Source organism: Mesorhizobium sp. M7A.F.Ce.TU.012.03.2.1, from assembly GCF_004006095.1.
Lineage (GTDB): Bacteria > Pseudomonadota > Alphaproteobacteria > Rhizobiales > Rhizobiaceae > Mesorhizobium.
Genome location: NZ_CP034779.1, coordinates 6,108,631 through 6,128,517 on the forward strand (window position 1 = coordinate 6,108,631; position 19,887 = coordinate 6,128,517).

Annotated in this window: 17 protein-coding genes; 11 read left to right on the forward strand and 6 right to left on the reverse strand. The window is 58.4% G+C overall.

The window, feature by feature from the left end; translation table 11 throughout:
• Positions 1–113 precede the first annotated feature (113 nt).
• A complete protein-coding gene (locus EJ079_RS30355) occupies positions 114–1,256 on the forward strand; it encodes a DegT/DnrJ/EryC1/StrS aminotransferase family protein (RefSeq protein WP_127810963.1) in 1,143 nt (380 codons plus the stop codon).
• A gap of 15 nt (positions 1,257–1,271) precedes the next feature.
• Here the strand turns inward: EJ079_RS30355 and cysQ are convergent, their stop codons facing one another.
• The 3 genes from cysQ to cysD are packed head-to-tail and all read right to left on the reverse strand — an operon-like array spanning position 1,272 to position 4,916.
• The gene (cysQ, locus tag EJ079_RS30360; RefSeq protein ID WP_164874015.1) at positions 1,272–2,060 is read right to left on the reverse strand and encodes a 3'(2'),5'-bisphosphate nucleotidase CysQ; all 789 of its coding nucleotides are present in this window, start codon (positions 2,058–2,060) and stop codon (positions 1,272–1,274) included.
• Positions 2,061–2,070: 10 nt separating this feature from the next.
• Complete coding sequence (gene cysN / locus EJ079_RS30365) at positions 2,071–4,008, reverse strand: sulfate adenylyltransferase subunit CysN (RefSeq protein WP_164873879.1); 1,938 nt, start codon at positions 4,006–4,008, stop codon at positions 2,071–2,073.
• Positions 4,009–4,010: 2 nt separating this feature from the next.
• Complete coding sequence (gene cysD / locus EJ079_RS30370; RefSeq protein ID WP_027035869.1) at positions 4,011–4,916, reverse strand: sulfate adenylyltransferase subunit CysD; 906 nt, start codon at positions 4,914–4,916, stop codon at positions 4,011–4,013.
• A 481-nt stretch (positions 4,917–5,397) separates the two neighbouring features.
• Here cysD and EJ079_RS30375 point away from each other — a divergent pair, with 481 nt between their 5' ends.
• Positions 5,398–6,723 (forward strand): O-antigen ligase, encoded by a 1,326-nt coding sequence (locus EJ079_RS30375; protein ID WP_127397110.1) that lies wholly within the window; start codon positions 5,398–5,400, stop codon positions 6,721–6,723.
• Positions 6,720–7,655, forward strand: coding sequence for an NAD-dependent epimerase/dehydratase family protein (locus EJ079_RS30380; protein ID WP_127397108.1), 936 nt, complete (start codon positions 6,720–6,722; stop codon positions 7,653–7,655). The genes EJ079_RS30375 and EJ079_RS30380 overlap by 4 nt, the downstream gene beginning before the upstream one ends.
• A 52-nt stretch (positions 7,656–7,707) precedes the next feature.
• On the opposite strand, the gene EJ079_RS30385 is transcribed toward EJ079_RS30380, so the two are convergent.
• The 3 genes from EJ079_RS30385 to EJ079_RS30395 all read right to left on the reverse strand — a co-directional run bounded on the left by EJ079_RS30385 (position 7,708) and on the right by EJ079_RS30395 (position 11,329).
• Positions 7,708–8,250, reverse strand: coding sequence for a sugar transferase (locus EJ079_RS30385; RefSeq protein WP_127397109.1), 543 nt, complete (start codon positions 8,248–8,250; stop codon positions 7,708–7,710).
• A 122-nt stretch (positions 8,251–8,372) separates the two neighbouring features.
• Positions 8,373–9,308, reverse strand: a complete 936-nt coding sequence (locus EJ079_RS30390; protein ID WP_127320325.1) for a glycosyltransferase family 2 protein — start codon at positions 9,306–9,308, stop codon at positions 8,373–8,375.
• A gap of 32 nt (positions 9,309–9,340) precedes the next feature.
• The gene (locus EJ079_RS30395) at positions 9,341–11,329 is read right to left on the reverse strand and encodes a nucleoside-diphosphate sugar epimerase/dehydratase (RefSeq protein ID WP_164873880.1); all 1,989 of its coding nucleotides are present in this window, start codon (positions 11,327–11,329) and stop codon (positions 9,341–9,343) included.
• A gap of 411 nt (positions 11,330–11,740) precedes the next feature.
• Here EJ079_RS30395 and EJ079_RS30400 point away from each other — a divergent pair, with 411 nt between their 5' ends.
• The 8 genes from EJ079_RS30400 (at position 11,741) to EJ079_RS30435 (ending at position 19,859) form a co-directional block, all read left to right on the forward strand.
• On the forward strand, positions 11,741–12,532 hold the full coding sequence (locus tag EJ079_RS30400) for an ABC transporter permease (RefSeq protein ID WP_127810964.1): 792 nt from the start codon (positions 11,741–11,743) through the stop codon (positions 12,530–12,532).
• A gap of 134 nt (positions 12,533–12,666) precedes the next feature.
• The gene (locus tag EJ079_RS30405) at positions 12,667–13,239 is read left to right on the forward strand and encodes an ATP-binding cassette domain-containing protein (protein WP_245481756.1); all 573 of its coding nucleotides are present in this window, start codon (positions 12,667–12,669) and stop codon (positions 13,237–13,239) included.
• A gap of 52 nt (positions 13,240–13,291) precedes the next feature.
• Positions 13,292–14,356 carry a glycosyltransferase family 2 protein gene (locus EJ079_RS30410; RefSeq protein WP_245481757.1) on the forward strand — a complete coding sequence of 355 codons (1,065 nt, stop codon included), beginning with the start codon at positions 13,292–13,294 and terminating at the stop codon, positions 14,354–14,356.
• Positions 14,357–14,980 (forward strand): methyltransferase domain-containing protein, encoded by a 624-nt coding sequence (locus EJ079_RS30415; RefSeq protein WP_127810965.1) that lies wholly within the window; start codon positions 14,357–14,359, stop codon positions 14,978–14,980.
• A gap of 4 nt (positions 14,981–14,984) precedes the next feature.
• Positions 14,985–15,917, forward strand: a complete 933-nt coding sequence (locus EJ079_RS30420) for a lysylphosphatidylglycerol synthase domain-containing protein (protein WP_127810966.1) — start codon at positions 14,985–14,987, stop codon at positions 15,915–15,917.
• Positions 15,914–18,421, forward strand: a complete 2,508-nt coding sequence (locus EJ079_RS30425) for a hypothetical protein (RefSeq protein ID WP_127810967.1) — start codon at positions 15,914–15,916, stop codon at positions 18,419–18,421. The genes EJ079_RS30420 and EJ079_RS30425 overlap by 4 nt, the downstream gene beginning before the upstream one ends.
• Positions 18,422–18,559: 138 nt before the next feature.
• Entirely contained in the window at positions 18,560–18,859 is a 300-nt protein-coding gene (locus tag EJ079_RS30430) for a hypothetical protein (protein ID WP_164873881.1), read from the forward strand.
• A gap of 67 nt (positions 18,860–18,926) precedes the next feature.
• Positions 18,927–19,859 carry a glycosyltransferase gene (locus EJ079_RS30435; protein WP_210214652.1) on the forward strand — a complete coding sequence of 311 codons (933 nt, stop codon included), beginning with the start codon at positions 18,927–18,929 and terminating at the stop codon, positions 19,857–19,859.
• Positions 19,860–19,887: the final 28 nt, after the last annotated feature.

The following is a 19,887-nucleotide window of genomic DNA, read 5'->3' on the forward strand; positions in this document are numbered from 1 at the left end:
GGTAACGGACTGCGACACTTGGGCAATTTGGGGCTCCGCCTGCCCGGCTTTCTCGGCAAGCGCAACTCTGGTACCAGCGGCCGATTATCTGGCTAACCCGTTTTGAGGCCGACATGCAGTTCATCGATCTTGGCGCGCAGCGCGAACGAATCCGCGACCGGCTGAAGGCCGCGATCGACCGTGTCGTCGACGAAGGCCGTTATATTCTTGGCCCGCAAGTCACCGAATTCGAGAACAAGCTCGCCGCCTATATCGGCACCAAGCATGTCGTGGCCTGCGCCAACGGCACCGATGCACTGCTGTTGCCGCTGTTTGCGGCCGGCGTCGGCCCGGGCGACGCCGTGTTCGTGCCGAGCTTCACTTTCGCCGCCACCGCCGAAGTGGTGGCGCTGGCCAAGGCCGAGCCGGTGTTCGTCGATGTCGACCCACATACCTACAACATCGACATTGCCAGCCTCGAAGCGGCCATTGCCATGATCAACAAGGAAGGAAGGCTGAAGCCGAAGGCAATCATTCCCGTCGATCTGTTTGGCCTTGCCGCCGACTACGAGGCGATCATGGCGATCGCCAGCCGAGAAGGGCTGATGGTGATCGAGGATGCCGCCCAGTCGATGGGCGGTTCGCTCGACGGCAAGATGTGCGGTGCTTTCGGCCATGTCGGATCGACCAGCTTCTATCCGGCCAAGCCGCTTGGCTGCTACGGCGACGGCGGCGCGATGTTCACCAATGACGATGCGCTGGCCGAGCAGCTTCGCTCCTTCGCCTTCCATGGCAAGGGCGAGACGCAGTACGACAATGTCCGCGTCGGCATCAATTCACGCCTCGACACGATCCAGGCGGCGATCCTGATCGAGAAGCTGGCAATCCTCGAAGACGAGATGGTCGCCCGCCAGGTGGTGGCAAAGCGCTATGCCGAAGGGCTTGGCGACATCGTCACCGCCGCCCGCAATCTGGACGGCAGCCGTTCGGCCTGGGCGCAATACGCCATCGAGACGCCCAAGCGCGACGGGCTGAGGGCGCATCTCGGCGAAAAGGGCATTCCGTCTGTCATTTACTACGTGAAGCCGCTGCATGCCCAGGTCGCTTATCGCGACTACCCGCGCACGCCGACCGGCCTTGCCGTATCGGAAGACCTGCCGAAGCGGATCCTGTGCCTGCCCATGCACCCTTATCTCAGCGAAGCCGACCAGGACCGCATCATCGAGACGATCCGCAACTATATCGGCTCGAATTCGGCGCAGGCCGCGGCAGAGTAAGCTGCCGAGCCTTTCTCAGCCGGGGCCCGCCGCCCTGCCGCTGGCAATGAAATGCGGATTGGCAAAATCCTCGTCGTCGCTTTGCCTGCGCTTGCCATAGACCAGAGGTTGGCCGTCCAGCGTGCGCGTCATGCCGCCGGCGGCGCGCAGGATGGCGTCGCCCGCCGCTGTGTCCCATTCCATGGTGCGGCCGAAGCGCGGATAGACATCAGCCTCGGCACTGGCGAGAAGGCAGAACTTCAAGGACGAACCGACCGAAACGATTTCGGCGGCACCGAGGTCGCGAATATAGGCCTCGGTTTCCGGTGTGTTGTGAGACCGACTGGCGACGACGGCCAGCGGCGTCGCGGCCGCTCTCGCCGCGATCGGCCGGCGGCCGACGATCTGGTAATCGCCATCGATTTCGAGTGATTCCGCCCTGCCCGGCAGGCCGGAAAAGAAGCGGCCCGTGCAGGGCGCAAAGACGACGCCGACTTCCGGCACGCCATCGCGAACCAGCGCGATGTTGACGGTGAAATCGGTGCGGCGGTTAACGAACTCCTTGGTCCCATCGAGCGGATCGATCAGAAAAAAAGCCCCGTCCAGATCGGGCGGCACGATGCCGGCGGAAGCTTCTTCCTCGGCCACGCAGGGGATATCGGGAAATGCGGCACGCAGTCCGGCGAGAATGATCTTTTCGCTCTCGCGGTCCGCCTCGGTCACCGGCGAGGCGTCGGACTTACGGTCAACCGCACAGCCGGCGTGGAACACACGCATCACCTCGCGCCCGGCCGACAAGGCCAGGCGCTCGAAGATTTCAAGCATCAGCCTGTCGTCAGATGCCGCCGCCGCTATCGTATTGGTCTTCGGCAATGTCGCGCTCGTTCAGCCAGTGTTCCAGGGCGTCGACCATCTCTTCGGCCGACTTGCCGAGTGTCCGAAGATGGACCTCCGGGGTTTCCGGCGCTTCATAAGGGGAATCGACGCCGGTGAAATTCTTGATCTCGCCATTCAGCGCGCGCGCGTAGAGGCCCTTCGGATCACGCCGGGCGCATTCCTCGAAAGGCGTATCGACATACACCTCGACGAATTCGCCGTCGGCCATCAATTCACGTGCCATGCGCCGCTCGGCGCTGAAGGGCGAAATGAACGAAACAATGACGATCAATCCGGCATCGGCCATCAAACGCGCCACTTCAGCAACGCGGCGGATGTTCTCGACGCGATCGGCGTCGGTGAAGCCAAGATCGCGGTTGAGACCGTGACGGACGTTGTCGCCGTCCAGGATATAAGTGTGGCGGCCGGTGGCGAACAGCTTCTTTTCGAACAGGTTGGCGATGGTCGACTTGCCGGAACCCGACAGCCCGGTGAACCAGAACACGGCGGGCCGCTGGTTCTTCATGTCGGCGCGCACGCGCTTGCCGACATCGAGCGACTGCCAATGGATGTTTTCGGCGCGGCGCAACGAGTGCAGGATCATGCCGGCGCCGACCGTGGCGCTGGAGATGCGGTCGATCAGGATGAAGGCGCCGGTGGTGCGGTTTTCGGCGAAGGGATCGAAGGCGATCGGCGTCCGCGTCGAAATGTTGCAGATGCCGACTTCGTTCATGTCGAGCGACTTTGCCGCTTCATGGGCAAAGTCATTGACGTTGATCCGATATTTCAGGTCGGTGACGGTGGCGCTGGTCTGGTCGGTCTCGGTGCGCAGGATGTAAGAGCGGCCTGGCAGCAACGCATGCTCGTCGAACCAGACGATGTTGGCGGCGAACTGGTCGGCGACTTGCGGCCGTGCGGCAGGCGAAACCAGCATGTTGCCGCGCGAGATTTCGACTTCGTCATCGAGGACGAGCGTGACGGCCTGGCCGGCGGCCGCCTGGGCGAGATCGCCGCCATACGAGACGATCCGCTTGACGCGCGAGGATTTGCCGGACTTGGCGACAACGACCTCGTCGCCGGGCGCAACCGAGCCGGAGGCGACCGTGCCGGCAAAGCCGCGAAAGTCGAGATTGGGACGGTTGACATACTGGACAGGGAAACGAAACGGCAGTTCGACCATCGCTTCGTCGACCGACACGGTTTCGAGATGCTCGATCAGCGTCGGACCGGAATACCATTCCATGCTTTCCGACCGGCGGCTGACATTGTCGCCATAACGGGCCGACATCGGGATCGGCACAATGGTCTGGAAGCCGAGATCGCGCGAGAATTGCCCGTAGTCTTCGACGATCCGGTCGAAAACCGCCTGATCGAAATCGACAAGATCGATCTTGTTGACGGCCAGCACGACGTGGCGGATGCCGAGCAGCGAGGCGATGATCGAATGCCGCCTTGTCTGGCGAAGCACACCCTGCCGGGCATCGATCAGCACGATCGCCAGGTCGGCGGTCGAGGCGCCGGTGGCCATGTTGCGGGTGTATTGCTCGTGGCCAGGTGTGTCGGCAACGATGAATTTGCGTTTCGGCGTGGCGAAGAAGCGGTAAGCGACGTCGATGGTGATACCTTGCTCGCGCTCGGCCTCCAGACCGTCGACCAGCAGCGCGAAATCGATGTCGTCGCCCGTCGTGCCATGCTTGCGCGAATCGCGTTCGAGCGCGGCGAGCTGGTCCTCGAAAATCTGCTTGGTGTCGGACAGCAGGCGCCCGATCAGCGTCGACTTGCCGTCATCGACCGAGCCGCAGGTCAGGAAGCGCAGCAGCGACTTCTTCTCCTGCGCAGCCAGATAGTCGCGAACGCCGTCGGTGGGAGCGAGGCTCTTTGCCATGATGTGGCGCATGGTCAAAAGTACCCCTCGCGCTTCTTCTTTTCCATCGAGCCGGCTTCATCGCGGTCGATCAGGCGACCCTGCCGTTCGGACGTCCGTGCCGTCAGCATTTCGCCGACGATGGCTTCCAGCGTGTCGGCATCCGATTCGATGGCGCCGGTCAGCGGATAGCAGCCAAGCGTGCGGAACCGCACCAGCCTGTTCTCCACCGTCTCGCCGGGGCGCAGTTTCATGCGCTCGTCGTCCCGCAGGATCAGCATGCCGTCGCGTTCCACCACCGGTCGTTCCTTGGCGAAATAGAGCGGCACGATCGGGATACTTTCCTGCAGGATGTACTGCCAGATATCGAGTTCGGTCCAGTTCGACAGCGGAAAGACGCGGATCGATTCACCCGATGCGATGCGGGTGTTGAATATCTTCCACATTTCGGGGCGCTGGTTCTTCGGATCCCACACATGCTGGGCGTTGCGGAAGGAAAAGATGCGCTCCTTGGCGCGCGATTTCTCCTCGTCGCGACGAGCGCCGCCAAAGGCCGCATCGAAACCGTATTTGTCGAGCGCCTGGCGCAGCGCCACGGTCTTCATGACATGGGTGTGGGTGTTCGAACCATGGTCGAACGGATTGATGTTGTCGCGCACGCCGTCTTCATTGACATGAACCAGGAGATCGAAGCCGAGTTTCTGCGCCATCTGATCGCGAAAGGCGATCATCTCGCGGAACTTCCACGTCGTGTCGACGTGAAGAAAGGGGAACGGCGGCTTGGCGGGATAAAACGCCTTCATCGCCAGATGCATCAACACGGATGAATCCTTGCCAACCGAATAGAGCATGACCGGCTTGGCAAAAGCGGCCGCAACCTCACGGAATATATGGATGGACTCGGCTTCAAGCCGCTGAAGATGCGTAAGCGCTGTTGTCATGGGCCGTGGGCGTTCTTTCGTATCTTCCAACAGAAGACCTTGCCTCAAATCATCGAGCTCTTCGCGCCCGGTTCGAGCCTTGTTTCTGGACGTTCTTTCTCGTGCCGGCGTTCTAGCAGATCGCCATTGTCAAGAACAATGCTGGACTGACCCGGCCGCACATGGTTCGAGAATGAATTTTCCACAGATGCCGGCAAATCCGGAAATTCCTGCCTGCAAGCTCAACGGCCCAGAAAACGCGGGGAAAATATTGCTTGAATGGATCAGCTGCGGCTTTCAAGGGACTTCCTCTGGTCGGCCCGCGCCTGCCGCCGCTTTTCGGTGGCAATCTGCCCTATACACTATCGAAAATGGGGGGCAGCCGCTATACCAGCTTCGGGAAGTGGGCAAGTGCATCATGGGCAATTTCGAGGCGAGCGCATTAAACTTCGCCAAACAAGATCCGCCGCATGAAACTAGCCGAAGACAGCGAGCCCGAAAATTGACCCGGCTTTCATCCCTGAGACAGCAATTCACGCCTTCGCGGATCAACAACTACTTCTCCATCCTTTGCTTCTTTTTTCCACCGGTTCTGGGATCGGTGGTCAGCTTTGTATTCAATGGCGGAGGCCTTTCGTCAGTCCTGCTGACTGCTTTACGGAAAAGGCGCTTCAACGCCGACCGGGCCATGATCTGGATGACGGTCGCGATCTATGCCTACTGCGCCTCCAATCTCCTGGCGTCCATCGTCAACAATTCGTTCGCCCGGGATGCGCCACATCTTATCCCGCTCGTCACCTTCCTGTTTTTTCCCGTGTCCTATTCGACCTGGAGCATCACTCAGAAAACCACGCTTACCCGCATCATCGTGCTTTCCAGCATGGCCGCCTGTTTTGCCGCGCTGCTCATGGCCGTCATCCAGCAATATTGGATTGGCGTCAGGGCCGAGGGTGGAGCCGGAAATCCGATCGTCTTCGCAACCGTGGTGTGCCTTGCCGTGGTGATGTGTGTGGCTGGCGCCTTGTCCGGTGTTGAGCAAGCCCGGACACCCCTCTTCTACGCGGCACTGGCAGGGACGATCGCCGTCATCTATTCCGGCTCGCGTATCGTCTGGCTGGCACTGCTGATCGCCGGCATCGCCGTCATGCTGATCAACCGGCACAGGCTCAGAGGCAGGAATGCCGTTCGCCTGCTGCTGCTGCTGGCAGCGGTCGGCGTCGTGATCGCCGCTTCCAGCTTCCAGGCGATATCCGGGCGGGTCGATTTTTTGCGCTCCGATTGGGGTGCGCTTGGGGCTGGCGGCAATTACGACACCTCGTTGGGAATACGTGTTGCGCTTTGGGAGATCGGCCTCAAAGCATTCCATGACATGCCACTGTTCGGGCACGGTGTGGGTGCAACCCAGCATCTGATCAAGCAGGGCTTTCATGAGCAGTTCGCGATGGACACAGGCTTCAACCATTTTCACAACGGCTTCCTGACCGCCCTGGTGCAAGCGGGAATTCTGGGTGCCGTGACGCTGGCGGCGATCTTTATCGTTGCCGCTGGAAATGCCGCCCGGGTCTTGCGAAACAGCAACGATCCGAGCGAGCGGTTCGGCGCGACCATGATTGTTGTCGTGGTGATCACCTATCTGACGGCCGGAATGACAGGCATCCTGATCGGCCATGACATTCTGGACTCGGTGCTGATGGTCTTCCTGGTGAGCGGAACATATCTCGCCTCCGGACGCCATGTTCCTTTGTTGGAAGAGCAGGCACTTGCACCAGTGATGGAAGAGCGAGCACTTCCATCAGCCACCAAAGAGCTGTTTCGGGTAAGGCCATGAAGGTTCTGGTCACGGGCGCGACAGGTTTCATCGGGCGCCTTGTCGTGCGCCACCTTCGCGAAGCCGGTGCCGAGCTTCGCCTCGCCTCCCGCCATCCCGAGAGGCTTGGTTCGGAGAACGAGACTGTGCCGATGCCCGGCTTCGATGCGCCGGCCGCCGCCTTCCTGGAACTGACCCGGCATATGACTGACGTCGTCCATTGCGCCGGCCTCAACAATGATCAGGGAAATGCAACCGAAGCCGATTACCAAGCGGCCAATGTGGAACTGAGCGCAAGGCTGGCGCATGCCGCGGCCGCCCAGATAAGCGGACGTTTCATCCATCTCTCCTCGATCCGAGCGGTGATCGGCGCGCACGTCAGCGCAACGATCGACGAGGACACGCTTCCTGCCCCACAATGCGCCTATGGACGCTCGAAGCGCGAAGGCGAGATCAAGGTTTTGGACGCCTACGCGTTACACGGCCGCTCGGACGCCGCCGTGTTGCGCCTGCCTCCGGTTTATGGAAGCGGCATGAGGGGGAATCTGGCAACGCTGATGCGCCTTGCCGATACGCCGCTGCCGCTGCCGACGGGTGCCTTGACCGGAATCCGCTCGCTGATGTCTTCCGAGGCCGCGGTGCGAGCAGTGTCGCACCTGCTCAGCCATTCCGGACCGCTTCGCCCGATCTATGTCGGCGCAGATGTGCCGCCGGTCGCCGTCGAGGCCATCATCGCCGCCTTTCGCAGAGGTTTGGGGCGGCGTGAGCGCCTGATGGCTGTGCCGGCCGGTCTGATACGGCCGGTCGTGGCCGCGCTCGGCAGGCGGGCGTTCTGGGACAGCCTGACCGCGACACAGATATGCGACCCCGCCCTGCTGGTATCGCAGGGGTGGACGCCTGAAGCCCGCACGGTCGAGCGGCTGGCCGAGCTGGCGCGGCTCGGTAGATCCTGACTTTCTTGCTTGACCATGATCTTTCCCAAAAACCGGCTTCCACTTTTTGGGATCATGGTCTGCGGTAGAGCGTTCCAAACAGTATCCGAAGATCGAGCCAGAACGACGCAGTGCGGAGGTAGGCAGCATCCGTTTCGGCCAAAAGCTCCGGGTTCGACATGTCGATGCACCTGATCTGGGCCAGGCCGGTTATGCCCGGCAGCGCCGCCAAAACCCCCAGCCGCCTGCGACACTCGATCAACTCGGTTTGGGTCGGCAGGCAGGGGCGCGGCCCGACCAGGCTCATTTCGCCCTTCAGGACATTCCAGAATTGCGGCAGCTCGTCGAGCTTGAACTTCCGTAGGACCTTCCCGACCGATGTCACGGAATCCGCCGGCGCCTCATGCGAGGGTAGTGACGGCGTCCCGACATACATCGTGCGCAACTTGTGGCAGCGAAAAAGCCGACCGTCACGGCCGACCCGCACCTGTGAAAAAATAGCCGGGCCCGGCGACGATGCCCGAACGGCAAGGACGGTGAGCGCCAAGACAGGAGATGTGGCCACCAGCAGCAGAGCCGCACCGGCAATATCGAAGATTTGCTTGGCTGTCTTCATGAACGGCCGATAGTGCTCCCTGCCGAAGTCCCGAGGCAACGCCGCAGGCCAATGCCGTCAATCCGGTCGACGTAGCATGAGCCGATCTCTTGACCAAGCGCGCCACGCAGCCGTCGCAATGTTCAGATGCGCCCCAGGATGAAGGCGAGATAGAGCCCAATGTTTCCGGAAACGGTCTGCCGATAGACGCCGCTTTGGCGCAAGCCTGCCAAGCGGCGGGAAAGGCCACCGTTGCGCCCGCGGATGAAAAGGTCGAGGCACGCCGTCGCGTCCTCGGTCAGGAGATCGCGATTGACGGCGAGACCGTCGAGGTTGAGGTCCGTCCAGCCGGCGAATTCCCCCTTGAACAGGCGGCCAAGCCGAGAGAACCTTGCTTTCCAGGACACGTTGGCGCCGACCAGGTTTGCCGCGTGCTGCCGGTAGCGCACCAGCGGTCGCGGATCGTAGCGGACGATGCCGGCGGCGGCGGTCACTATGAGATAGGCCCACCAGTCATGGCTGACGAACCCGGTCCGCGTGGAGGCCCTGGCCAGCAGGTCGCGTGCCGCGGCGTTGAGCAGGATTGTGTTGCCGCCGGCGATGCTTTGCACAAGCGCATTGCGAAAGGATGGCGGCCGGGCAAACAGCGGCGAATGGCCGACAAGGCTTCCTGTTTCCGTCATGGTTGCGGTTCGCGAACAAAACATCAGCGGGGTTTTCGCATCCTGGGTCCGCATCCAGCTGATAGCGCTCTCCAGCCTGTCGGTCTCCCAGATATCGTCCTGGTCGCAGAAGGCATAGCAGTCCGCCTCGATGCGTCGGTCGACGATCATGGAGCGGAAATTGGCGGCGAAGCCTTGCCGCGGCCCCTCTACCAGCGTCATCCGCCCCTTGGGCCGCCAGCGGGATTTCCATGTCTCGATGATGGCGGTCGTGCCATCGGTGGAGCCATCGTCTGAAATCCACAAGTCGACCAGAGGGTGCGACTGCTCGAGCAGGGACTGCAGCTGCTCCTCGATGAAGGCGGCGCCGTCTTTCGTGCCCATCAGGACCGCGATGCGCAGATCATCTTTGCTCACGAGCAAGATCGCTTTCTGAATTCTGAACGGGCCTAGCTCGCCTGCCCCGCCGTTTTCGGGATCGCGTCTTGACGTGCACTTGCCCTGGCCTTCTTGGCGCGGTCGAGACCTGCCAATGCGGCGAGCGCGCCAGCCTTGTCCTGGTTTTTCGCCGACTGCTGCAGGGCCGTGAGCGCGACCTGGACATCCGACCATTCCACGACGTCCGTGCTGAGGCCGAAAACCTTCGAGATGCCGAGTTCGACGAGTTCCTCGTCTTCGCCATGCAGCGTTTCGTGAAGTTTTTCGCCCGGCCTGATGCCGGTGAACCGGATCGCGATGTCCTTGTATGGGCTCTTTCCGGACAAGCGGATCATCGTTTCGGCCACTTCAAGAATCGGCACCGGCTTGCCCATGTCGAGCATATAGACGGCGTAATCGTGTCCGCTCTGCCGCGACGCGGCATCGGCCGCCGACATGATGACGAGATCGACGGCTTCGGCCACGGTCATGAAATAGCGCGTCATGCGTCGGTCGGTGATGGTGACGGGTCCCCCAGCCTCGATCTGCGCCTGGAATATGGTCGCCACCGAACCATTGCTGCCGAAGACATTGCCGAACCGCACTGCAATGAACTTGGTGGCCGGGAGGCGCCCGCCCGTCTCGCCTGCCGGCGTGCCGTGCAAGGCACTGATGATCTGTTCGGCGGCCCGCTTCGTCATGCCAAGCACCGATGAGGGATCCACCGCCTTGTCGCTCGATATCAGGACAAATTGCGCAACCCCGCACTTGGCGGCAACCTCGGCGCAGACGAGCGTTCCGAAAATGTTGGTTTGAATGGCCGAATCCCAGTTCTCCTCGAGCAGCGGCACGTGCTTGAGCGCCGCGGCGTGAAAGATGATGTCCGGCCGGAATTCCGTGACGACACGCGTTATCTGGCGCCGGTCGGAGACATCGACGATGCGGACCTTGAGTCGGTCATGGTCCTTCTCGTCAACATACTGGCTCAGCTGGAAGATGCCGAATTCGGAGTTGTCAGCGACCAGCACCGCCTCGGCTCCCAGTTCCAGCGACCGCTTGACCAGCGTCTGGCCGATAGAACCGGCACCGCCGGTTACCAGAACGCGTTTGCCGCTGACAAAGGCGCCGATGCGCTGGATGTCGGACGCGACCGCCGGACGGCGCAGGATCGTTTCCATCTCGACGGTGTCGAGAACCAGCTTTCCGTGTTGTTCCAACTCCGAAAGGCCTGAGAACTGCACCACATTTATGTCGCCGTGCCGGGCAATGCGCACGAGTTCCGAATAGTCCTCGATTTCGTGCTCGGCGCCGCTGCCGAAAATCAGCAAGTCCAGGCTTTTGGTGCCGGTCGCATAGTCTTCCAGGACATCGATCAGGCGCGGCATGGTCGCCACCACGGGAACACCTTGAATCCGCGTGCCCAACGGGGCGCCGCGCTCGGTCGCCATGATGCCTGCGATGGAATAGTCCGCCGGTTGCGCCGTGCGCGTGAAGCGGATGATCAGGTCGGCCTCGCCGAGCCGGCCGACGAACAGAGCGCGCTTGGCCTGCCTGATGTCGGTCTTGCGGCTCAGAATCCCCCAGCTCGCGCCGTCACGCAGGAAGCGGTAGAACAGCCGGGGTGCCGATATGATCGTGAAGGAGACGAGGAAGAAGACGATGAACTGACGCTCGTTGAGCCCCGCCACCGGCCGGTAAAACCGCAGCAGCAGCGACGCCACATAAAGAGTGAACGTCAAGATCGCGCAGCTCTTCAGGATGTTGAAAAAGTCCGGCGTCGAGGCGAAGCGCCAGACGGTGGTGTAGAGGCCACTGTAGCGGAACAGCAAATGACTGATGACGACGATGCCCGCCCATGTCGCCAGACCCTCCTTGGAGAGCGCGTCGAACGAAAGATTAGACCGCGAAAGCACGAGGCTGAGCGCCACGGCGACCAGGACCATGACCACGTCCTGGACCATGATGAAGACGCGCCGCATCTGTGGCCTGAGCCCGAATACTGATTCGAGGTAAGAATTCATTGGACGGCACTAGACTCCAGGCTCAAGGGGATCGACACCAGCGAAGTGCGAACACGAAGATACTTCGCGACCAATCCACCTTAAGTGCCATCCCCGGCCCCCGCCGTGGTGTATCGCATACTGCGGGGCGGAGGGCATAGCTAGAGGTTTTTTCGAGAAGAGGCGTCCAGTGGAGAACATGGATCATGCTGGGGCGATTGCCGCAAAGGAAACATTATCAAGAGCTAATAGATAAGTCACACAGCATCAGCATGCGTTCAGTTTTGCCGCAGTTGACTCTGCTCCCCACCGCGTTACGACGCAATGCGTTGCCATATGCCCATCGAAATGGCTATTAGAGACGGGCTTGGTGGTTCGCTATGGCCAGCGAAGAATAATGCGCCAGAATAACGGATTGCGATACTCCCAGCTATGATTGCGGCACTAAACGGCGCTTTTGACGACATCTCAAAGGCCATGAGATTACACCGGGTCTGGATCGCGCTTGCCCACGAGGACATCGGCGACCAGCACAGACGCACGACGCTCGGCCCGCTTTGGATGCTGGTCAATTATTTCGCTTTCGTCGGCACTTTTGTCTTTGTTTTCGTGACCACCGACGCCAGCAACCCAAGCTATATAGCCTATGTGGCCATCGGCATGCTGGTCTGGTTCTATCTCACCGAGACCATCACCATGAGCGTGTCGCTTTTCCAGCGAGAAGCGAGCTTCATTCAAGGCACAACGCTGCCGTTGTTCGTCTATGTGATGCGATTGACGATGCAATGCATCATCAGGGCTGGTTATTCGTTGGCGGGTTGCGTTCTTGTTCTGCTGCTGGGCGGTTACGGGATCAGCGCGAATTGGCTGCTATCGCTGCTGGGTCTGCTGCTCATCATCTTGGCAACGCCTGCATTCGTAACGGTTTTTGCGTTCTTGGGCGCCTTCTTTCCCGATAGTGAGTTCATCGTCGGGAATCTGATGCGGGTCGGCATGTTCTTCACGCCGGTGTTCTGGGTCTATAGCGGTCAGGAAGGCGTCCAAAAGTATGCCTATCATTGGAATCCCTTCACCTATTTCCTGGAGGGCGTGCGTGAGCCGATCACGGCCGGCATATTTCCGATGCATGCGTTGGCCGTGGCTGGTTACATCAGTCTCGGCCTATGGGCTCTTGCGTTGCTGTTGCTGGGCCGTTATCGCAAACGCATCGTTTTCCTGATCTGAGTTCCATGACATCCATCCAACTGAACAATGTCAGCCTCGTTTATCGTCTGTTCGAAAAATTGACACTTTCGGCGCCTGGCCGGCGTCGCAGCGCTCTTGGCGGCAACATAGCCAAGTCGGGCACCAAGCAGGTCGTGCAGGCGCTCGACGATGTCAGCTTCGAACTCAATGCAGGCGACCGGTTGGGCCTTGTCGGCCCGAATGGTGCCGGCAAGACAACGCTGCTCAAGGTTCTATATGGAATCTATCAGCCGTCGGGTGGCACGATATCGATCGCGGGCAAGGTCGATGCCCTGTTCAACATCAACATAGGGTTTCGCCCGGAGGCCACCGGGCGCAGGAACATCGTGCTGAGAGGATTGATCAGCGGCTGGACGGCGACCGAGATCGAAGAGAAGATGGAAGAAATAATCGATTTCAGCGAACTGGGTGACTTCATCGACCTGCCGTTCAAGGCGTACAGCCAGGGCATGGCGGCGCGCCTGGCATTTGCGGCGGCGACCACGCTCGAGCCCGAAATTCTGCTGATGGATGAATGGATTGGCGCCGGCGACGCATCGTTCCAGGAAAAAGCCAAACAACGGATGAACGAACTGGCGGAAAAGGCCGGCATCATCGTATTGGCCAGCCACGACGAAGCGCTCATCGAGCGCGTTTGCACGAAGAAAATGACGCTTCGAGCTGGGCGGATCGAGTCCCTGGTTTAAAAGCCGCCTCGCGATCAATTGGCTTCATATCCAAGTTCTTCAGGTCCATGCCGTGGATGGCAGCCAGCCGGTCTTTAGAAAAAGAGAAGAGGGTGGATTGTCAAAGCTTATCATCCAGATCCCATGCTTGAATGAGGAGGGGACACTCGCCGTCACGCTTGCTGATCTCCCACGTCAGGTCGAGGGTTTCGACCAGGTAGAGTGGCTCGTGATCGACGATGGCTCCACTGACCGCACAGTGGAGGTTGCCCGGGAAAACGGTGTGGATCACGTGGTCTCGCTGCCCCACAATCAGGGGCTTGCCAAAGCCTTCATGACCGGCATTGAGACGGCGTTGAAGCTCGGCGCCGATGTTATTGTCAACACCGATGCGGACAACCAATACGATGCCTCCTGCATTTCCGATCTCGTCCGCCCGATATTGGAGAAAAAGGCCCTGATCGTCGTCGGCGCAAGGCCGATCAGCGAGATAGAGCATTTTTCACCCGTCAAGAAATTTCTGCAGAAGCTTGGAAGCTTGGTCGTCAAGCTTGCCAGCGGCACGACGGTTCCCGACGCGCCGAGCGGTTTCCGTGCCATCCACCGCGACGCGGCGATACAGCTCAACGTCTTCAACCGCTACACTTATACGCTGGAAACGATCATCCAGGCGGGCCGCAGGAACATTCCGATCACCTCCGTGCCGATCCGCGTGAACGGGGATCTCCGGCCCTCACGGCTGGTCAAGAGCATACCAAGCTATGTGCGGCGCTCCCTGATAACGGTGGTGAGGATCTTTGTCGTCTATAGCCCGCTGCGCTTCTTTTCGGTGTGTGCGGCCATAGTCGCCACGCCGGGTTTGATCATGATCGCCCGGTTCCTTTTCCATTATCTAAGGGGTGAAGGCAGCGGCAACATTCAGTCGCTGGTTCTCTCCAGCGCCTTGCTTGCCCTTGCTGGCATCCTCGCCATGAGCGGTATCCTTTCCGAACTGATCGCGGTTAACAGACAAATTCTCGAAGAAATCAGGATCAGGCAACTGCAACAGGAACATCGGGAAAATGCATTGATCCGCTCGCTTTCGATAGATCGCGAAGGTTCCAAGGTTCAGGCAGGTAAAATAAGCGGAATAGTGTAGATGAACGAAGCGCCAGCAACCTACGACAACGTTCCGGGCAATTACTACGACAAATACAATACCCGGAATCCGATCGCACGATATCTCATGGATGGCTTTCTGAGCAGTTTCGATATGTTGACGGCGAAGACAGGCGTCCAAAACGCTTACGAGGTCGGCTGCGGCGAGGGAAATTTGTCCATTCGCCTCCATGATCGGGGGTGGAATGTTCGCGGCAGCGACCTGGAATCCGTCAGTGTTTCGGAGGCTAACGAGCAATGCACGAAGCGTGGGCTGGAGCCGATATTTGAAACACGCTCGCTTTTCGACCTGACACCGGAAGTCGCTTCGGCCGAACTGGTGATCTGCTGCGAAGTTCTCGAGCACATCCCAGATACCGAACAAGCCCTTGCGATACTCAAATCGCTTGCCAAACCTTATCTTCTTGTCAGCGTGCCACGCGAGCCTGTCTGGCGGGCACTTAACATGGCCAGAGGTAAATACATCTCAAGCCTTGGAAATACGCCGGGGCATATCCAGCACTGGTCATCCGCATCGTTCATCAACCTGCTGGGCAAATCGCTAAAGGTCGTGGAGGTCCGCAAGCCGCTCCCTTGGACCATGGCCCTTTGCCGTTGTGACTGAGACAATGCAGACGGCACCATCAGCCAAAAGCAGAAAGCTGAATTCAATAATTCGCGCCGGGGGCCTGATTGTCAGCCTTGCCGCGCTTGTCTTCGTCGGATTGGCGGTCCATCGCTCCTTCGGCGACCTGCAACGACAACTTATTTCACCATTTTTTCTGATCGCCATACCGGGCTGCGCCCTCGCCTATGCCGTCATCCTGCAACTGGTCGGCATCGCCTGGTATCGCTTCTTGGTTGCCGTTGACGGGCCGTCGCTTGGGTTGGGTCGTGCGCTTGGCATTTTTGGGAAGACGCAGATCTACAAATACCTGCCGAGCAACGTGATGCATATGGTTGGCCGGTTTGCCCTCGCCCGCAATGCCGGAGCGTCGAACAAGGCGCTTGCCTTTGCCCAGATAGGGGAATTGTCCATCATCGTCCTTGCCGCAGGAACGTTGGCCGCCTTGCTGGCATGGCCAGTTTTCCAGGATGCCTCTGCGCGCTATGGTCTCGATAACCCTAGATTGCTCGCGGGAATAATCGCCGCCGGGCTTTTGGCGCTTGCCGTCGGGACAGCGCTTTTGTTTCGCTTCAGGATCGCCAGCATCGGGAGAAGAGCGCTAATCGCCTCTGCCGAAGCATTTCTTCTCTATGCACTGTTTTTCATCGGCAATGGGTTGCTGATCGTTGCGCTTACCAGAACCTTGGACGATGCGGGGCATGTGGCCGAACTGGTCGGCATAGGAGCGGCTGCCTGGCTCATTGGCTTTGTCGTTCCGGGAGCGCCGGGTGGCCTTGGGGTGCGTGAAGCAGTTCTGATCATGGGGCTTACCGCCGCGGGCCTGCCGCCTCCGGCAGCCACCGCGATTGCTCTCGGCAACCGGCTCGTCACCGTTCTCGGAGACTGCCTGGTCGCCCTGGTGGAATTGATATTGCAAAAGGGGAAGAGCGCATGAACACGCAAATGGGGGAAGCACCCGTGCAAAACAGCCATTTGCCGGGAGAGACCCCATTTCTGCGACACATCATTTCGATGGTGCTTCTTTTCGTCCTCGTCCTGGGAATCGTCGGCGTGAATCCTTTTCGGCAAACGCTGGCACCAATGGATCTGCTGCTGGCGTATCCAGGATGGGACAATGCTGGGATCGACACCCCCCTTATCAATGCAGAGCGTTCTGACGCGCTGGATCACCGCCTGCCGAACTGGCGAGAATTTAGGCGAGAGTTATGGGAAGGGCATATCCCATTATGGAACCCCCTGCATCAGCTGGGTGCAACTGGCATCCAGGCGCCTATTTATGAGGGCCTTTCGATACCTTTTATAGTTTATGCCCTCACGCCGAACGAGGCCATGGGCTACACGTTCGCAATTCTTACGAACTATCTCCTGGCTGCCTTTGGCACTTATTTCCTGCTGTTCTTCATGTTCAGTAATCGCAGGGCGGCAGTTTTTGGCGCCATGGTATTCGCATTTTGCGGTTTCAACATCGCATGGGCACATTGGCCGCACCTGACAACGAGCGCTCTTATCCCATGGGTTCTCGCCACTCAACTCCGATACTGGCAGACAGGCCGTTTGAGTTGGGCCTTAGGATTCACTTTCAGCGTAGCCTTGATGGGCCTAGGCGGCTTTCCATTTGTGGCCCTCCTTGGGGCCATCTCGTCACTGATACTGGGAATCGTAGTTCTTCTTGCCGAACTCAGGAGCATCGGCATCAATCAGCTTCCGATCAGGCGAATTGTCGGGCTCGGCTGCGCAGGCACTGCCGGTGCATTCCTAGCCCTCCCCGGCCTCTTGCAAACCAGAGACATTCTCGATTCAACTGATTTGTCTAGCCGAACAAGTGGGACAGCATTCTCCCCTTACGACATTATCTATATGTTTGGCTCTGATTTTTCAGATCATTTAGGTGTCGAGCGCACTTTTTCGGCTGGAATACCAGCCGCCCTCCTCACTATTCTTTCAATATACATAATCTTTCGGGAGCGAAATCGATTCGCTATCCTTGGGTTAGTCATTGCAATATTCACAATGGCAACAGCATTTGGCGCAGCGCCTGCCAACCTCGTGAAATTAATCCCTGGCTTCGATTTAAACACCTGGAGCAGAGCATCTATACTTTTTGGACTATCAGTAGCCATACTCTCTTCCTATACGATTAATTACATATCTCCCACATCACCAAAATACGAGCCTTATTACAAATCACATGTCGTTCTGTTCATATGCCTACTTCAGGCAATTAATCTCGGCTACTGGTTCAGGCAAATCAATGCGAGACCCGACATCGAGACATTCTTCCCAGAAACCCCGTCAATATCGTATGTTTTATCAAAAATTCTTCCTGGTCAGAGCATCATCTCAGACGACAGCTTTCTTTCCTCTGGATTTTTGTCGAACTATCGATTGCCAGAATTATTTGCCCATGGCTTTCGCACCGACGCTCAAAAGAAAATAGCTCAGGACATAGCGCCTTCTTATCAGACAACATATACCGCCTCCGTCATTCAATGCTCCGACATTAATTTCTCCAGCCGACGAATTACCTATGCTGCCGTCCGCTTCTTCCTCGTCAGAAGTGGATGCGCCACCGAATTGGCTTATGAAACCTCTGGCATTGGCCAGAGACCCACTCTCCCCCTTAACAACGGTGCCCTCAAAGGTAACTTGGTAATTGACAAGCCCATGAGTGCGACGAGCGTGCAGGTTTTATTGGCAACATATAATGAGGGCTACGCTCCCTCGGCATTGATATTTGATCTTTACAAAGATGAACTTCTCGTGGCTCACGCTGAATTGCCACCGGAGGCGATACGTGACAACCAATTCGCCACGTTCAGTTTCAACCAGGCCGCTCCTCTTGTGACCGGAACGTATCGGTACGTCATTTCAATGACCAAACCCGACAGCCAAAAGATGCTTAGTGCATGGGCCTTCGAAACCGCCGGGGGCGCAACCTATCAAGTTGGGTCGAGTGTATTTCCCGGTATCCCAAAAATTAGAGTTATTGAGAAAACTCATCTTCCTCAAAATTTCTCGATCACGCCGGTAGAGCCGGGCATTGATGTTGTCGAAAACCACGTGATTCTAGGCTCGGGCTATTATGTGCATGGGTTAGACGGGCAACCGGAAGCAGATTTTGGCTCGGTGCGACTTGCAACATATCGACCGGATGACGTGACAGTGGAATATTCAGGCGCAACACATGGATGGGTCATTTTCCCCATCCGCACCAACAAATATTGGCGGGCCACATTGGATGGAAAGGCGGTAGAGCTAAAAAGCTTTTTAGATTTTTTTCCTGCTGTCGAGGTGAACGGGCAGAGCAAAATTCGGTTCTACTATGATAGCAGTCACCTGCTGAAAACGCTGGAACTCTGCATCGCCGGCTTCGCCGTCTCAGTCATTCTCCTAGTGATGACGAACGGCAGAGCCCCTCGATTACCAACAGGCACATGAACGATTATCCCTACCTCCGGTTCTGACCTGCTGCTGTCATCAGTGCTCGCCACATAGCTGAAGGAGCATGAGAGGCAGACGGCGTGACGAGGACTTTGCCGACTGCTAAGGTCCGCCCCAACATCGACTTTAGAGGAAATGATGGACATTTTAGACCCATCCGTCGCGATTTCGCCAAGCGCCCAAAGTGCAGTTGATATTTTCAAAGGCGAATGGTCGTCCAAATCTCCAGCGACGGCCGATGCCACAACAGCCCCCGGGAGCGCGCCGCCCTCTTTGAAGGCTCACGTATCGACTGGCTTTCGAAAACCGTTGAGGGATTTTTCCGGCAAGCGCATCCTGGAACTCGGACCGATGGAAGCAGGACATGCTTACTTGATGTATCAAGCAGGGGCGGAATCGATACTCGCGGTCGAAGCCAATTGCGATCCTATCTGAAATGCTTTTGCGTGAAGGAAGTCTTCGACCTCCTCCCCCCGGGCTGTTGCGAAAAATGACAAGCACCATGACTAACAAGAACCGTGAACACAAAATAGCAGTACTTGTTCCTTGCTACAACGAGGAGCTAACTATTGCTGACGTAATTCATGACTTCAAATCACACCTACCCGCAGCCGATGTGTACGTTTATGACAATAATTCGAGTGATGACACCTATAACGCGTCTGTTCGCTCAGGAGCGATTGTACGCAAAGAAAAAAGCCAGGGAAAAGGAAACGTGGTTAGGCGAATGTTCAGCGATATTGAGGCGGACATCTATATTTTAGTCGATGGGGACGGCACTTATGACGCGTCTGTAGCCCAACGCCTAATTGATGAGCTCTGTTCCGGCCCCTACGACATGGTAAATGTCGCGCGTGCGGCTGAGAATTCCGACGCATATAGAAGCGGCCATGAATGGGGGAACAAGCTCCTAACCGGCCTCGTTCGACGAATTTTCGGCGCAGCAACCACCGACATGCTATCTGGATACAAGGCGTTTTCGCGGCGCTATGCTAAATCGTTTCCCGCCCTATCGACCGGGTTTGAGATTGAAACCGAGCTTGTGGTGCATGCGCTCGATCTCCGCTTACCCCAATCAGAGATCACAGCCCCGTACCGCGAACGACCAACTGGTTCCGCGAGCAAGTTGCGGACCTACAGTGATGGCTTACGAATACTGCGCTTGATCGGTTTCCTCATGAAGGAGGAGCGGCCGCTTGCCTTCTTCTCTATTGTGGCGGGTATCTTGGCGATGCTCTCTCTGCTCATTGGCGCGTCTGTCATCATCGAGTTTATGGAAACCGGCCTCGTACCCCGTTTGCCGACAGCGGTTCTTGCGACGGGCATCATGGTGTCCGCGCTGCTCTCGTTATCCAGCGGCTTCATTCTTGACACCGTTACGCGCGGCCGGCGCGAGGCGAAGCGCTTGGCCTACCTCCGATATCCGGCGCCATGATCCACAGTAGGCGCGTCGAGGCAAAACA